This window comes from Klebsiella sp. CN_Kp075, from assembly GCF_040065055.2.
In the GTDB taxonomy this organism is placed as follows: Bacteria; Pseudomonadota; Gammaproteobacteria; order Enterobacterales; family Enterobacteriaceae; genus Klebsiella; species Klebsiella aerogenes.
In genome coordinates this window covers 4,372,314-4,388,364 of record NZ_CM198050.1, presented here as the reverse complement: position 1 = coordinate 4,388,364, position 16,051 = coordinate 4,372,314, and the positions used below count along the sequence as shown (strand labels likewise).

Sequence of the window (16,051 nt, the reverse complement as noted above, 5' to 3'; positions counted from 1 at the left end):
CGCCAGCCATTAACTTCCCATCCCGCCGAGCGCGTCTCCCAAATGAAAAATGGGGAGATACATCGCTACCACCAGTACGCCAACGATCGTTCCGGTCACCGCCAGCAGTAATGGCTCCAGCAGCGTCGCCAGATTATCCGCCTGTTGATGAGTTTGCTCGCTATGATGGCGCGCCAGGTTATCGAGCATCGTATCCAGCGCTCCCGATGCCTCGCCGGTACGAATGAGCTGCAGACACAGTAAGGTGAATCCGCCGCAATTCGTTAGCGCCTGCCAGATTGGTTGGCCGTGGATGATATCTGCGCGCGCCTGTGCAATCCGCTGCCGCCACAGCGGGCACCCCATGGTTTCCTCCACGCTCTCCAGCCCTTGTACAAAGCTGATGCCCGCGCTTTGGGTCAGTGAAAGAATGGTAAATATCTGGCTCAGCTGTTGGCCGTTGATTAGCCGACCGGCAATCGGAATCGCGTGTAGTAACTTTTGCCTTAACAGCAGCCAGCGTGGCCGATGCCGGGCCAGTTGGTTGAGAAATAGCGGAATAGCAAAAAGCGGCGGCAGCAACGGCCAGTAGCGGGCCAACGCATCGCCGATGTGAATGACCATTTGCGTCAGCAAGGGGAGCGGTGTATTGAAGGTCCGATAGATAGCGGTGAATTCCGGCAGCACGAAAAACAACATTGCCATGACCACCGCCAGCGCCAAAGTCAGAATCACCATTGGGTAGCGCAGCGCCTTCTTTACCTTTTTTGTCAGACGCTGCTGTTCCTGCTGCTGTAGCGCGAGCTGAAAGCAGCAGCGTTCCAGCTTACCGGTGAGCTCGCCGGTGCGGATCATCGCCAGATAGAGCGGCGGAAAGACCCGCGGCCATTGCGTCAGGGCGCTGGAGAGAGAAACACCCTGCGCCAGTTCCTGCGCCAGCATTCGCAGCAGCGCCTGCCACTGTTTGTACGGCTGTTGTTGGGCCAGCAGCTCCAGCCCTTCGGCCAACGGTAAGCCAGCCTGCAGCAGCGTGGCAAGCTGGCGGATAATCTCGCAGCTATAGCGCGGACGCCACAGTGAACCCTGTACCGTTTGGCGCCGCAGCGCCAGCAGCAGTATCCGCTGCTGTTCCAGTGATGCCAGCGCCTGTGCGCGCGTCTCTTGCCAGAGTGCCCCTTCGCACGGCATTCCTTGCTTATCCATCCCGCGCCACTGCCAAAGCTGCTTAGTCGCCATGTGGGATCCCCAGAACGCGCACGACTTCTTCCAGGCTGGTCAACCCGCGCTCCACCGCGTCACAGCCGCTTTCAAACAGCGTCATCATGCCAGCTTCGCGGGCCAGCGTTTCGATTTCCGCCGCGCTGAGATCGCGATTAATGGCCTCGCGTAGCGCGCTATCCACCGGCAGCAGTTCGAATAAGGCCAGGCGGCCGTAGTAACCGTGGTAGCACTGCGGACAGCCAACCGCCAGCCAGCCGGGCAATGGGCGTGGCCAAAGACTGTGCGGCACTTCGGTAGGGCGGCCGCCATCGCGCCGGCAGTGGGGACACAGTTTTCGCACCAGCCGCTGGGCGACCACCAGCGAAAGCGCTGAGGAGATCATCCAGCGCGCCACGCCCATTTGTTGCAGGCGAATCAACGTTTCGCTGGTGGAGTTAGTATGTAATGTAGAGAGCACCAGATGCCCGGTTTGTGCGGCCTTAATGGCGATTTCCGCGGTCTCGGCATCGCGAATTTCTCCGACCATGACGATGTCCGGATCCTGACGCAGTAGCGCCCGCAGGACGCTCTGAAAGGTGAGGCCGGATCGCGGATTGATCTGCGTTTGGTTGAGACCGATTAGCGGGATCTCCAGCGGATCTTCCACGCTGCAGATATTAACCTCTTCGCGATTCCGCGCCTGCAGCGCGCTATACAGGGTGACGGTTTTGCCGCTACCTGTCGGCCCGGTAACCAGTAGCAACCCCTGCGGCTGGTTCAATGCGGCGCGGAAAAAAGCAAGCTGACGAGAGGAGAGCCCCAGAGCTTCCAGATCCAGCGCCTGCTCCACCTGGTGTAATAAACGCAGGACGATTTTCTCCCCGCCGCGGCAGGGGAGGGTTGCAATGCGAAAGGAGACCGTGCGCCCGGCCAGCGTCAGAGTGAACTGTCCATCCTGCGGTAGACGATGCTCGGCAATATCGAGGTTGCCCAGCACCTTAAGCCGTGCGGCCATTGGCGCAGCCAGCGCGGCCTCAAGTAACGGCAGGGCATGCAACACGCCATCGACACGCAGGCGTATCCGCAGCTGTTTTTCCGCCGGCTCAATATGAATATCAGAGGCACGCTGGCGCAGCGCCTGCTCCAGAATTTGATTCAGCAGATCGGTTACGCCCCGGGTGTTACCCGTGGCGGACTCTGATGCTGACTGTTGCGCCTCGTGCTGATGCTTATCCATTCGATCCTGGCTCCAGCATTCAATATCGATACGCTTTTGGGTAGCGAAGCGCAGCGCTTCCATCAGTTCTGGCGCCGGCGTATCCACGACGGCGATAACGATGGTCTGCTCATCGCTCTTCAATAAAATGGCGTGATGGCGCTGACAGAGTAAGAGTAGCTGTTCGCTTTTCATGGCTGTCACCTCAGTTAAAGCGGAAGACATCTTCGCAGGCCTGCTTTAGCGCGCTGTCATCGCCGATGGCGCAGACGCGCTGCCAGCCGGTGATGCCGTTGGCATTATCCCAGGAAGGGGTCAGGGTGACGGCCAGTCCGTTCAGACTCTCCTGCCCGGTCAGGGTGACCACGCCCTGGGCGACGCTCATCGCCGATACATAGCGGGTAGTCGACGGCGAGGGAATACCGTTGCTGCCGCCATCGCAGCTGGTTAGTCCGCCGTGGTCCAACGCGCACAGTTCTATTGCCGTACGGTAGGGCACAAAGGTTTGCAGCATATCGGTGAGGGCGGCTTTGCGTAGGTAGTTCTGGTAGGCGGGAATGCCGATGGCGCTGAGGATGGCGATAATGCCGATAACCACCATTAATTCGATCAGGGTAAAACCACGTTGCTTATCCATAAGTCACTCCTTGTTGGTTGTGGGGTGACTTTGGCGCGATTACGTTGCTGCGGCGAGGAGGAAAAATACGCTTAGGATGCAGGCATCCAGCTTTTCGGTAGTGCTTTCAAAGATGCACGCGAAGCGTGCGAGGCGTCTCGCAAAAATAGCCCCGATACCCGGTGGATATCGGGGAGATAATTAACGAAAACGCATGGACAGGTCGAGCGCCCGCACGTGCTTAGTGAGTGCGCCGACGGAAATATAGTCAACGCCGGTTTCCGCGAATTCGCGAATGGTATCGAAGGTGACGTTGCCGGAGACTTCCAGCGCCGCCTGGCCGTTGGTACGTTTCACCGCCTCGCGCATCAGGTCGGTGGTGAAATTGTCGAGCATGATGATATCAGCGCCGGCTTTTAACGCTTCGTCCAGCTCATCCAGCGTTTCGACTTCGACTTCCACCGGTACGTCCGGGTGCAGCCAGAAGGCTTTTTCCACCGCCTGGCGTACCGAACCGGAGGCGATGATGTGGTTTTCTTTGATCAGGAAGGCGTCAAAGAGGCCCAGACGGTGGTTCGCGCCGCCGCCGCACAGCACCGCATACTTCAGCGCGGTACGCAGGCCTGGTAACGTTTTACGCGTATCAAGTAGCTGCGTTTTGGTGCCTTTGAGCAGGTCGACGTAGCGGCGCACTTCGCTTGCTACCCCAGAGAGGGTCTGCACGAAATTTAGCGCGGTGCGCTCGCCGGTCAGCAGCACCCGCGACGGGCCGTCCAGTTCGAACAGCGGCTGATCGGCTTTTACCGTATCGCCGTCAGCCACGTGCCAGGTGATGCTGACATCGTCGCCGGCAAGCTGAATGAAAACTTCTTCTACCCAACGCTTACCGCAGAATACCCCATCTTCGCGGGTGATGACGACGGCGTGAGAGCGCGCGTCCGACGGCAATAATTGCGCGCTAATATCGTTGTTAGCGTCAACTTCGCCGCCCAGATCTTCGCGTAGTGATTGCGCGACGGCATCGGTAATATCGAGATTAATACGTTCCAGCAGCGCGTCACGGCGGCGGTCGGGGCTGTAGCGACGAGGCGTCATGATAAAGCTCCAGATAGATAAGATTCAGAAGTGGGAAACATGCTAACCTGAACCACGTTTCTGTACCACACATACCCAATGGATTTCGCGTCGCCTGTGGGGCCGCCGGGATCCACGTTTGCGAAAGGAGATTCCCCATGCAGTTGAATGGCGGATGGCTGGTGGGCGCGCGTCGGGTGCCTTCGCCGCATCACGATTGCCGTCCGGACGATGAAAACCCTTCTTTACTGGTGGTACACAATATCAGCCTGCCGCCGGGGGAGTTTGGCGGCCCGTGGATTGACGCGCTATTTACCGGTACGTTGGATGCCGACGCGCATCCTTACTTCGCCGGGATTGCCCATCTGCGCGTTTCGGCGCATTGTCTGATTCGCCGCGATGGCGAAATAGTCCAATATGTGCCCTTTGATAAGCGCGCATGGCATGCGGGCGTCTCAAGCTATCACGGCCGCGAGCGCTGCAATGATTTTTCGATCGGCATAGAGCTGGAAGGGACGGATACTCAGGCCTACACCGAGGCGCAGTACCAGCAGCTAGCGGCGATTACCCGGGCGCTTATCCAGCGTTATCCTGGTATTGCTGATAATATTACCGGCCATTGCGATATCGCGCCGGTACGCAAAACGGATCCCGGCCCGGCCTTTGATTGGGCAAAATACCGCGGTATGTTGGCCGCATCGTCACATAAGGAGATACCATGACGTTGTTTACTACGCTGCTGGTTCTCATCGCCGAGCGTCTGTTCAAGCTTGGCGAGCACTGGCAGCTCGATCATCGCCTGGAGGTACTGTTCCGCCGCGTGAAGCATTTCTCGCTGTTCGGCACCGTGCTGATGACCGTCGTCGCGGTGGCGGTGGTATATGTTATTCAACGCCTGCTACAAGGGCAGCTATTTAACGTACCGCTGCTGGTGTTCTGGATTTTGCTTGGCCTGCTGTGTATTGGCGCGGGTAAGGTGCGCCTGCATTATCATGCCTATCTGAAGGCGGCGGCGAACAACGATAGCCACGCCTGCGATTCGATGGCCAGCGAGCTAACGCTTATTCACGGCGTGCCGCCGGGCTGCGATCGCCAGGAGTATCTGCGTGAACTGCAGAACGCGCTGCTATGGATCAACTATCGCTACTATCTCGCGCCGCTGTTCTGGCTGGTGGTCGGCGGCCCGTGGGGGTTATTGACGCTGACGGCCTATAGCGTCCTGCGCGCCTGGCAGACCTGGCTTGCGCGCTATCAGACGCCGCGCCATCGTTTACAGTCCGGCATTGACGGTATTCTGCATATTGTCGATTGGGTGCCGGTGCGCCTGGTTGGCGTGGTATACGCGCTGCTGGGTCACGGCGAAAAAGCGCTGCCGGCGTGGTTTGCCTCGTTAGGCGACCGTCACTCTTCACAGTATCAGGTATTAACTCGTCTGGCCCAGTTCTCGCTGGCCCGCGAGCCGCACGTCGATGCGGTTGAGACGCCAAAAGCGGCGGTTTCCATGGCGAAGAAAACTTCGCTGGTGGTGGTGGTGATTATGGCGCTGCTGACCATCTACGGGACTTTGATTTAACAGCCTGAAGCCAGGCGCTGCCGGGCTTGGCGCACTTATATCGCCGGATGACGCTGCGCTTATCCGGCCTACGGTCCGCGGCCCGGTAAGCCAGAAGCGGTAGCCCTGCTAAGCGCAGCGTAAGCAGGGAAAATCCCAGCGCTGGCGTTGGATCCCGGACGGCTTGCTGTTCATTCTCTACAGCGTGTCAGCAGGCGGGATGCCGAAATCGGGCATCCCGTTTTCTTGCCAGCGTACCAGCTTTAGCCGGGTGTGACGGTTAGGATCGTACAGCGGGTCGCCTTCGATTTCGGTGTAGTTGCGCGCGTGGTATACCAGCACATCTTCCCCCTCCGGCGTTTGCGTAAAGCTATTATGGCCGGGACCATACTGGCGGTTTTCATAGCTGGTACGAAATACCGGCTGTGGGGATTTATGCCAGTTTTCAGCCACCAGCGGGTCGGCTTCACGGTCGATCCATAATAATCCCATGCAGTAGTTTTCATCGGTCGCGCTGGCGGAATAGCTGATAAACAGCTTATCGCCGTGTACCAGCACCGCAGGTCCCTCATTGACCATAAATCCCCGGCATTCCCAGGCGAACTCCGGCTTGCTCAGCATGAGCGGCGCGCCTTTTAGCGTCCACGGGTTTTCCAGCTCCGCCAGATAGAGATTGGTATTGCCGGCGATCTGCGGGTCTTTCTGCGCCCATAAATACCAGCGTTTCCCTTGATGGCAGAAAGTGGTGGCGTCGAGGGCGAAGGTATCGAACGGGGTGACGATTTGTCCTTTTTCCTGCCAGCGGCCGCTGAGCGGATCGCTGTCGGTACACTCAAGGGCGAACATCCGGTGCTGGAACATCCCCTCGGCGTCGAGGTCATGGGTCGGGGCGGCGGCGAAATAGATATACCACTTGCCGTCGATGTGGTGGAGCTCCGGTGCCCAGATCAGCTGGCTCATGGGCCCGCTTTGCGGCTTGCGCCAGACGGTCACCGGCTCGGCTTCACGCAGGCCTTCCAGCGTGGCGGCGCGGCGGATCTCCAGCCGATCGTATTCCGGTACGGAGGCAATAAAATAGTAGTGGTCTTTATGGCGCAGGATAAAAGGGTCCGCGCGTTGTTCAATAAAGGGGTTAGGCCAGTTGTTCATCAGGCTTTCCTTACGTGTTCACTGGTTTTCAATTCCTGGAGTTCATTCAGTTCGCTGTAGTTACTGCGGCGTTTTTCCAGATCGCTCTGGATTTGGCGCATCAGATTGCGGTCAACTTTCAGCAGGCGTACGACGCCTGCGGTAATCAGGTAGCCAACGCCGGGGATCACAGAGAACAGCAGCACGATACCATTCAGCGCCGAGGCGCTTTGCTGCTTCGCGCCGGCATCGTAGCCGTACCACGACAGCAGGAAACCCACCATGGCCCCGGCGACCGCCAGCCCCACTTTCAGGAAGAACAGATTGCCGGAGAAGCTGATGCCGGTGATCCGTTTACCGGTTTTCCACTCGCCGTAGTCATCAACGTCGGACATCAGCGACCAGTGCAGCGGCGACGGGATTTGATGCAGGATATTGAGCAGGAAGTAGAGTGCCAGAATCAGCGTCGTGGCATGCGGATTAAAGAAGTAGAATGCGCAGGAGAAGACCGCCAGTACAATGTTGGTCCAGAAAAAGACCTGCAGTTTACACCAGCGGTCAGTCAGCACTTTCGCCAGCATGCTGCCGATCATCATGCCGACGACGCCAAGGCTGATAAACAGGGTGGCGAAGTGGGTAGTTTGCCCCATCACCCAGGTGACGTAGTACATGGTGGCGGCCATGCGGATAAAGCCGGGGCAAACGTTGCACAGGGTTAAGAGCAAAATGCGAACCCACTGGTCGTTTTTCCACACGTCCTTGAGATCTTTTTTCAGCTCGTCGTTGGTTTGGACCGCCGGGCGGATGCGCTCGCGTACGGTGGCGAAGCAGAACAAAAACATACACATGCCGATGAACGCCAATACGGTCATCGCCATTTGATAACCTTTGGCTTTATCAGCGCCGCCGAACCACTCCGCCATAGGCAGCAGAGTCAGCGAGAGCAGAAGCGTCGCGATACCGACCAGCACAAAGCGGTATGACTGGCAGGCGACACGTTCTTGCGGGTCGGATGTCATCACCGTCCCCAAAGAGCAGTAGGGGATGTTAATCGCGGTATAGGTTATCGACAGCAGGAAGTAGGTGACGAAGGCATAGATAACCTTGCTGTTGTAGGTCCATTCCGGGGTGGTGAACATCAGCACGCTGAACAGGGCGTAGGGGAAGGCCATCCACAGCAGCCATGGGCGAAAGCGGCCATATTTACTGCGTGTGCGGTCGGCCATCGCCCCCATGATCGGGTCGGTGACGGCGTCGATGACGCGCACCGAAAGCAGCAACACCCCAACCAGCGCCGGGGCAAGACCAAAAATATCCGTATAAAAATAGTTAACGAACAACATGATGGCGCCAAAGATAATGTTACATCCGGCATCGCCCATCCCGTAGCCAATCTTTTCTTTCAGCGAAAGTTTATTGCCTGTCATCCTGGAACTCTCCATTGCAGTCTGGAGAGAATTATTGGTCTTAGCGTCGGGAATTACGTTGCAGTAATCCGTCATCGATATGGATAAAACTGTTACAGGAAGGAAAGTGTGAAGCAGATAACAATGCGCCGTGCCCGTCGCTAAAGGACGGACACGGCGTGACGAGATGTATTATTGTGCTTTTACGACGCCGGCGCTTTTCTGTTTAAACAGATAGCCAACGCCGAGAACGGCAATCCATACCGGTATCAGCCACACCGAAATCGCCATCCCCGGGGTCATCAGCATGATGGCCAGTACCGCGACCATAAAAAGCAGGCATACCCAGTTACCCAACGGGTAGAACAGCGCCGGGAAACGTGTTTTCACGCCTTCCTGCTGCTTGGCGCGACGGAATTTGATGTGCGCGAGGCTAATCATTGCCCAGTTAATCACTAGCGCGGAGACAACCAGCGCCATCAGCAGTCCGAACGCCGATTCCGGCGCCAGGTAGTTGATCAGCACGCACAGCGCGGTGACTACGGCGGATACCATAATGGTGTTGACCGGTACGCCGCGTTTATCGAGGGTCAGCAGCGCTTTCGGCGCATTACCCTGCTGCGCCAGGCCGAACAGCATACGGCTGTTACAGTATACGCAGCTGTTGTAAACCGAGAGCGCGGCGGTCAGCACTACGATGTTGAGGGCGTTTGCCACCAGCGTGTCGCCGAGTTCGTGGAAGATCAGGACGAACGGGCTGGTATCGGCGGTGACGCGCGTCCACGGCAGCAGTGAGAGCAGCACGGCCAGGGAGCCTACATAGAAAATAAGGATACGGTAGATAACCTGGTTGGTGGCTTTCGGGATGCTCTTTTCCGGGTTGTCCGCTTCCGCCGCGGTGATACCCACCAGTTCCAGGCCGCCGAAGGAGAACATAATGATCGCCATCATCATTACCAGCCCGGTGAAGCCGTGCGGCAGGAAACCGCCCTGATCCCACAGGTTACTGACCGTCGCCTGCGGGCCGCCGTTGCCGCTGAACAGCAGCCAGGCGCCGAACAGAATCATGGCCACTACCGCGACGACTTTAATAATCGCGAACCAGAATTCCATTTCGCCGAACACTTTTACGTTGGTCAGGTTAATGGCGTTAATGGCGATGAAGAAGACTGCTGCCGAAGCCCAGGTAGGGATTTCCGGCCACCAGAACTGGATATATTTGCCGACGGCGGTCAGCTCCGCCATGGCGACAAGCACATACAGCACCCAATAGTTCCAGCCGGAGGCAAAGCCTGCAAAGCCGCCCCAGTACTTATACGCAAAATGGCTGAATGAACCGGCTACCGGTTCTTCGACGACCATTTCGCCGAGTTGACGCATGATCAGGAAGGCGATAAACCCGGCGATAGCATAGCCGAGAATAATACCAGGACCTGCAGATTGAATCACTGACGCACTACCCAGGAATAAGCCCGTACCGATAGCGCCTCCTAGCGCAATGAGCTGTATATGGCGGTTCTTCAAGCCGCGCTTGAGTCGATCGCCATGCTGTTGACCTTCCATCATGAAACCTCGTGTGTGGTTATTATGTTTATACGCTTCATCCTTCAGGTTGCTGCTTTGCTGTCCGTCTCTGCCAAATAGCATAGTTAGCTAATTTCAAGGCGTTTGAGGCCAGTTTTTACCCGAGTGACGCAACGCACACATTGTTGTGTTTGTGTAATTATGAAATTCCATTTTTGTATTGATTTCTTTACGGAAAGAAAAGCGGAAATTCCCTCAAAGACCTTTCGCCTGATGAAGAATAATGGTAAGGGCGTGCGAATGCACCTGCTTTATGAAGGGATGATGACGGAACGAACAAAAAGACACCGTTTGTCATTTTTTCTTACCACCGCCGCCGCTACCCTTAATTGGTTATCTATTCACTTTATTGGTTTATAAATGCACTTTTTTGCTTCTTGAATCGGTTCAGAAAGCGTAATTTTTCGTTTATATAAAGTTAATGCTACCCCTTGCTGGGTAAATGTAAGTTTTGTGCAAGGTTACATTTCTGAAACGTTATTTCTGTAAGGTTGTTAAAAAAGGCCAGGTTTACTGATTTCAATCAAAACCTGTATGGACAGGAGGTGAATACTTTGTTACTTTAGCGCTACGAACTTTAAATTGGTAAGACCAATTGACTCCGGGCGAATGGCAGAGACAGGGAATATGGCCTACAGCAAGATCCGCCAACCAAAACTTTCTGATGTGATAGAGCAGCAGCTGGAGTTTCTGATTCTTGAGGGGACGTTGCGCCCCGGTGAAAAACTCCCGCCTGAACGCGAACTGGCAAAACAGTTCGACGTTTCCCGTCCCTCGCTCCGTGAGGCGATTCAACGCCTCGAAGCCAAGGGCCTGTTGCTTCGTCGCCAGGGCGGTGGAACCTTTGTACAAAGCAGCCTGTGGCAGAGCTTTAGCGACCCGTTGGTCGAGCTCCTGTCCGACCACCCTGAATCCCAATTCGATTTGCTGGAAACCCGTCACGCGCTGGAAGGCATCGCGGCTTATTACGCGGCGCTGCGCAGCAATGATGAAGATCGCGACCGTATTCGCGAACTGCATCAAGCCATTGAGCGGGCCCAACAGTCCGGCGACCTCGACGCCGAATCCGGCGCTGTCGTCCAGTACCAAATCGCCGTCACCGAAGCGGCGCACAATGTGGTGTTGCTCCATCTGCTAAGGTGTATGGAGCCGATGCTGGCACAGAACGTTCGTCAGAACTTTGAATTGCTGTATGCCCGCCGGGAAATGCTCCCGTTGGTCAGCAACCATCGTACTCGCATTTTCGAGGCGATAATGGCCGGGGAGCCGGAGCAGGCGCGTGAGGCGTCGCACCGTCACCTGGCGTTCATTGAGGAAATTTTGCTGGATCGTAGCCGTGAACAGAGTCGTAGAGAACGTTCATTGCGTCGTTTACAGCAACGAAAGGACGAGAACTCCGGTTCTTAAGCGCCATTTTTTAGAGCGCGGCAACTAAACGCAGAACCTGTCTTATTGAATTTTTGGTTGTTCATCAGAGTGAAACACTAAAGAGTTCAATGGGACAGGTTCCAGTTAAATCAACGATTAGATAGATAAGGAATACCCCCATGTCAGAACGTTTCCAGAATGACGTGGATCCGATCGAAACTCGCGACTGGCAACAGGCGATCGAATCGGTCATCCGTGAAGAAGGTGTTGAGCGTGCTCAGTATCTGATCGACCAGCTTCTTTCTGAGGCCCGCAAAGGCGGCGTGAAAGTAGCGGCCGGTGCGGCAGCGCATAATTACGTCAACACTATTGCCGTTGAAGATGAACCGGAATACCCGGGCAATCTGGAGCTGGAACGCCGTATTCGTTCAGCGATCCGTTGGAACGCCATCATGACCGTTCTGCGCGCATCGAAGAAAGATCTGGAACTGGGTGGCCACATGGCATCCTACCAGTCTTCCGCTACCTTCTACGAAGTCTGCTTCAACCACTTCTTCCGTGCGCGCACTGAGAAAGACGGCGGCGACCTGGTTTACTTCCAGGGCCACATCTCTCCGGGCGTATATGCACGTGCCTTCCTGGAAGGTCGTCTGACTGAAGAGCAGATGAACAACTTCCGTCAGGAAGTTCACGGTAATGGTCTGTCCTCTTATCCGCACCCGAAACTGATGCCGGAATTCTGGCAGTTCCCGACCGTATCGATGGGTCTGGGGCCGTTGGGCGCTATCTATCAGGCTAAATTCCTGAAATATCTGGAACACCGTGGTCTGAAAGACACCTCTGCGCAAACTGTTTACGCCTTCCTGGGCGATGGCGAGATGGATGAGCCGGAATCTAAAGGCGCTATCACCATCGCGACCCGTGAAAAACTGGATAACCTGGTCTTCGTCATCAACTGCAACCTGCAGCGTCTGGACGGCCCGGTCACCGGTAACGGTAAAATCATTAACGAACTGGAAGGCATCTTCGGTGGTGCTGGCTGGAACGTTATCAAGGTTATCTGGGGCGGTCGTTGGGATGAGCTGCTGCGTAAAGACACCAGCGGTAAGCTGATTCAGCTGATGAACGAAACCGTTGACGGCGACTACCAGACCTTCAAATCCAAAGACGGCGCCTACGTTCGTGAGCACTTCTTCGGTAAATATCCGGAAACCGCCGCACTGGTTGCCGACTGGACTGACGAGCAGATCTGGGCCCTGAACCGTGGCGGCCACGATCCGAAGAAAGTCTACGCTGCACTGAAAAAAGCGCAGGAAACCAAAGGCCAGCCGACCGTGATTCTGGCGCATACCATCAAAGGTTATGGTATGGGCGACACCGCGGAAGGTAAAAACATCGCGCACCAGGTTAAGAAAATGAACATGGACGGCGTTCGCTACGTCCGCGATCGTTTCAACGTGCCGGTGGCTGATGCCGATATCGAAAAACTGCCGTACGTAACCTTCCCGGAAGGTTCCGAAGAGCACACTTACCTGCACGCTCAACGTGAAAAGCTGAACGGCTACCTGCCGACTCGTCAGCCGAAATTCACTGAAAAACTGGAGCTGCCGACCCTGGCCGACTTCAGCGCGCTGCTGGAAGAGCAAAACAAAGAAATCTCTACCACTATCGCTTTCGTTCGCGCCCTGAACGTGATGCTGAAGAACAAGTCGATCAAAGATCGTCTGGTGCCGATCATCGCCGATGAAGCGCGTACTTTCGGTATGGAAGGTCTGTTCCGTCAAATCGGTATCTACAGCCCGAACGGCCAGCAGTACACCCCGCAGGACCGTGAGCAGGTTGCATACTACAAAGAAGACGAGAAAGGCCAGATTCTGCAGGAAGGTATTAACGAGCTGGGCGCAGGCGCATCCTGGCTGGCTGCTGCGACCTCCTACAGCACCAACGACCTGCCGATGATTCCGTTCTACATCTACTACTCGATGTTCGGCTTCCAGCGTATCGGCGATCTGTGCTGGGCGGCTGGCGATCAGCAGGCTCGCGGCTTCCTGATCGGCGGGACTTCCGGTCGTACTACGCTTAACGGCGAAGGTCTGCAGCACGAAGATGGTCACAGCCACATTCAGTCGCTGACTATCCCGAACTGCATTTCCTACGACCCGTCTTACGCGTACGAAGTCGCTGTCATCATGCATGACGGTCTGGTTCGTATGTACGGCGAAGCGCAAGAGAACGTTTACTACTACATCACTACGCTGAACGAAAACTACCACATGCCGGCCATGCCGGAAGGCGCCGAGGAAGGTATCCGTAAAGGTATCTACAAACTCGAAACCCTCGAAGGTAGCAAAGGTAAAGTTCAGCTGCTGGGCTCCGGTTCTATCCTGCGTCACGTTCGTGAAGCAGCGCAGATCCTGGCGAAAGACTACGGCGTGGGTTCTGACGTGTATAGCGTCACTTCCTTCACCGAACTGGCGCGTGATGGCCAGGATTGCGAACGCTGGAACATGCTGCACCCGCTGGAAACTCCGCGCGTACCGTACATCGCTCAGGTGATGAACGACGCTCCGGCTGTGGCATCCACTGACTATATGAAACTGTTCGCCGAGCAGGTTCGTACTTACGTACCGGCTGATGACTACCGCGTACTGGGTACCGATGGCTTCGGTCGTTCCGACAGCCGTGAAAACCTGCGTCACCACTTCGAAGTCGATGCTTCCTACGTGGTCGTTGCGGCGCTGGGCGAACTGGCTAAACGTGGTGAAATCGATAAGAAAGTTGTGGCTGACGCCATTGCTAAATTCGACATCGATGCAGAAAAAGTTAACCCGCGTCTGGCGTAAGAGGTAAGAGAATAATGGCTATCGAAATCAAAGTACCGGACATCGGGGCTGATGAAGTTGAAATCACCGAGATCCTGGTCAAAGTTGGCGACAAAGTGGAAGCTGAACAGTCGCTGATCACCGTAGAAGGCGACAAGGCCTCTATGGAAGTTCCGTCTCCGCAGGCTGGCGTCGTGAAAGAGATTAAAGTCTCCGTCGGCGACAAAACCGAGACTGGCAAACTGATCATGATTTTCGATTCCGCCGAGGGTGCAGCAGCCGCTGCACCTGCGCAGGAAGAGAAAGCAGCTGCTCCGGCACCGGCAGCAGCGCCGGCGGCAAGCGCAGCGAAAGAAGTTCACGTACCGGATATCGGCGGCGATGAAGTTGAAGTCACCGAGATCATGGTTAAAGTGGGCGACACCATCGCTGCTGAGCAATCCCTGATCACCGTCGAAGGCGACAAAGCTTCTATGGAAGTTCCGGCGCCGTTCGCGGGTACCGTTAAAGAGATCAAAATCAACACCGGCGACAAAGTGTCCACCGGCTCCTTGATCATGATCTTCGAAGTGGCGGGCGCTGCGCCTGCAGCCGCTCCGGCACAGGCTGCCGCTCCGGCTGCAGCGGCACCGGCTGCTGCGGCTGGCGTGAAAGATGTTAACGTACCGGATATCGGCGGCGACGAAGTTGAAGTCACCGAAGTGATGGTAAAAGTCGGCGATAAAGTTGCCGCTGAGCAGTCACTGATCACCGTCGAAGGCGACAAAGCTTCTATGGAAGTTCCGGCGCCGTTCGCGGGTACCGTTAAAGAGATCAAAATCAGCACCGGCGATAAAGTGTCTACCGGCTCTCTGATCATGGTCTTCGAAGTGGAAGGCGCTGCGCCTGCTGCTGCTCAGGCTGCGGCACCGGCACCGGCTGCTGCACCTGCACCGGCTCAGAAAGCTGCCGCGCCGGCTGCGAAAGCAGAAGGTAAAACCGAATTCGCTGAAAACGAAGCTTACGTTCACGCGACTCCGCTGATTCGCCGCCTGGCGCGCGAGTTCGGCGTAAACCTGGCGAAAGTGAAAGGGACCGGCCGTAAAGGTCGTATCCTGCGCGAAGACGTTCAGGCTTACGTGAAAGAAGCGGTTAAACGCGCTGAATCCGCACCGGCTGCTGCCGCAGGCGGCGGTCTGCCGGGCATGCTGCCATGGCCGAAAGTTGACTTCAGCAAGTTTGGCGAAATCGAAGAAGTGGAACTGGGTCGTATCCAGAAAATCTCTGGTGCTAACCTGAGCCGTAACTGGGTGATGATCCCGCACGTTACGCACTTCGACAAAACCGATATCACCGATCTGGAAGCGTTCCGTAAGCAGCAGAATGCCGAAGCTGAGAAGCGCAAACTGGATGTGAAATTCACCCCAGTGGTCTTCATCATGAAAGCCGTTGCCGCTGCGCTTGAGCAGATGCCGCGCTTCAACAGCTCGCTGTCCGAAGACGGTCAGCGCCTGACGCTGAAGAAATACATCAACATCGGTGTGGCGGTAGATACTCCGAACGGTCTGGTGGTTCCGGTCTTTAAAGACGTGAACAAGAAGAGCATCACCGAGCTGTCTCGCGAGCTGACCACCATCTCGAAGAAAGCGCGCGATGGCAAGCTGACTGCTGGCGAAATGCAGGGCGGTTGCTTCACCATCTCCAGCATCGGCGGCCTGGGTACTACCCACTTCGCGCCGATTGTTAACGCGCCGGAAGTGGCCATCCTGGGCGTGTCTAAGTCCGCGATGGAGCCGGTATGGAATGGTAAAGAGTTCGTTCCGCGTCTGATGATGCCGATCTCTCTGTCCTTCGACCACCGCGTCATCGACGGTGCTGATGGTGCCCGCTTCATTACCATCATTAACAACACCTTGAGCGACATTCGCCGCCTGGTGATGTAAGCGAAAAAGCCGGCCTGACGGCCGGCTTTTTTCTGATAACCTCAGGCTGTTGGGGATTATCAGCAACAAAGGACAAAATCGTTTGCCGTTTGTTGTTTAAAAATTGTTAACAATTTTGTAAAATACACGCGGATAGAACGTCCCGGTGGACTTGGGCGTAATAATAAAAGCGTCAGACCCGCCG

General features: G+C 56.1%; 12 protein-coding genes. 5 read left to right on the top strand and 7 right to left on the bottom strand.

Going from position 1 to position 16,051, the window contains the following annotated elements:
* Positions 1-9: 9 nt before the first annotated feature.
* From hofC to nadC, 4 genes are all read right to left on the bottom strand, one after another.
* Positions 10-1,215, bottom strand: a complete 1,206-nt coding sequence (gene hofC, locus ABLV78_RS20960) for a protein transport protein HofC (protein WP_047042675.1) — start codon at positions 1,213-1,215, stop codon at positions 10-12.
* A complete protein-coding gene (gene gspE / locus ABLV78_RS20955) occupies positions 1,205-2,590 on the bottom strand; it encodes a type II secretion system protein GspE (protein WP_047042672.1) in 1,386 nt (461 codons plus the stop codon). Before gspE ends, hofC begins: the two co-directional genes overlap by 11 nt.
* A gap of 10 nt (positions 2,591-2,600) precedes the next feature.
* Positions 2,601-3,032, bottom strand: coding sequence for a prepilin peptidase-dependent pilin (gene ppdD, locus ABLV78_RS20950; RefSeq protein WP_020079603.1), 432 nt, complete (start codon positions 3,030-3,032; stop codon positions 2,601-2,603).
* A 180-nt stretch (positions 3,033-3,212) separates the two neighbouring features.
* The gene (gene nadC, locus ABLV78_RS20945) at positions 3,213-4,106 is read right to left on the bottom strand and encodes a carboxylating nicotinate-nucleotide diphosphorylase (RefSeq protein ID WP_015368230.1); all 894 of its coding nucleotides are present in this window, start codon (positions 4,104-4,106) and stop codon (positions 3,213-3,215) included.
* A 137-nt stretch (positions 4,107-4,243) separates the two neighbouring features.
* On the opposite strand from nadC, the gene ampD reads away from it, so the two are divergent.
* On the top strand, positions 4,244-4,807 hold the full coding sequence (gene ampD, locus ABLV78_RS20940; RefSeq protein WP_047042669.1) for a 1,6-anhydro-N-acetylmuramyl-L-alanine amidase AmpD: 564 nt from the start codon (positions 4,244-4,246) through the stop codon (positions 4,805-4,807).
* Positions 4,804-5,658, top strand: coding sequence for a beta-lactamase regulator AmpE (gene ampE, locus ABLV78_RS20935; protein ID WP_015368228.1), 855 nt, complete (start codon positions 4,804-4,806; stop codon positions 5,656-5,658). Before ampD ends, ampE begins: the two co-directional genes overlap by 4 nt.
* Before the next feature lie 177 nt (positions 5,659-5,835).
* Here ampE and ABLV78_RS20930 read toward each other — a convergent pair whose 3' ends face one another.
* From ABLV78_RS20930 to aroP, 3 genes are all read right to left on the bottom strand, one after another.
* Positions 5,836-6,786 carry a glycoside hydrolase family 43 protein gene (locus ABLV78_RS20930; protein ID WP_047042665.1) on the bottom strand — a complete coding sequence of 317 codons (951 nt, stop codon included), beginning with the start codon at positions 6,784-6,786 and terminating at the stop codon, positions 5,836-5,838.
* Positions 6,786-8,192: a glycoside-pentoside-hexuronide (GPH):cation symporter gene (locus ABLV78_RS20925; protein ID WP_015704413.1), complete on the bottom strand. Its 1,407-nt coding sequence runs from the start codon at positions 8,190-8,192 to the stop codon at positions 6,786-6,788. Before ABLV78_RS20925 ends, ABLV78_RS20930 begins: the two co-directional genes overlap by 1 nt.
* A 171-nt stretch (positions 8,193-8,363) precedes the next feature.
* Positions 8,364-9,737 carry an aromatic amino acid transporter AroP gene (gene aroP / locus ABLV78_RS20920; protein WP_161801884.1) on the bottom strand — a complete coding sequence of 458 codons (1,374 nt, stop codon included), beginning with the start codon at positions 9,735-9,737 and terminating at the stop codon, positions 8,364-8,366.
* A 645-nt stretch (positions 9,738-10,382) separates the two neighbouring features.
* On the opposite strand from aroP, the gene pdhR reads away from it, so the two are divergent.
* From pdhR to aceF, 3 genes are all read left to right on the top strand, one after another.
* Positions 10,383-11,162: a pyruvate dehydrogenase complex transcriptional repressor PdhR gene (gene pdhR, locus ABLV78_RS20915; RefSeq protein WP_015368223.1), complete on the top strand. Its 780-nt coding sequence runs from the start codon at positions 10,383-10,385 to the stop codon at positions 11,160-11,162.
* Between the two features lie 140 nt (positions 11,163-11,302).
* Positions 11,303-13,966, top strand: coding sequence for a pyruvate dehydrogenase (acetyl-transferring), homodimeric type (gene aceE / locus ABLV78_RS20910; RefSeq protein WP_015368222.1), 2,664 nt, complete (start codon positions 11,303-11,305; stop codon positions 13,964-13,966).
* Positions 13,967-13,980: 14 nt separating this feature from the next.
* Complete coding sequence (gene aceF, locus ABLV78_RS20905) at positions 13,981-15,867, top strand: pyruvate dehydrogenase complex dihydrolipoyllysine-residue acetyltransferase (protein ID WP_047042662.1); 1,887 nt, start codon at positions 13,981-13,983, stop codon at positions 15,865-15,867.
* Positions 15,868-16,051 lie beyond the last annotated feature (184 nt).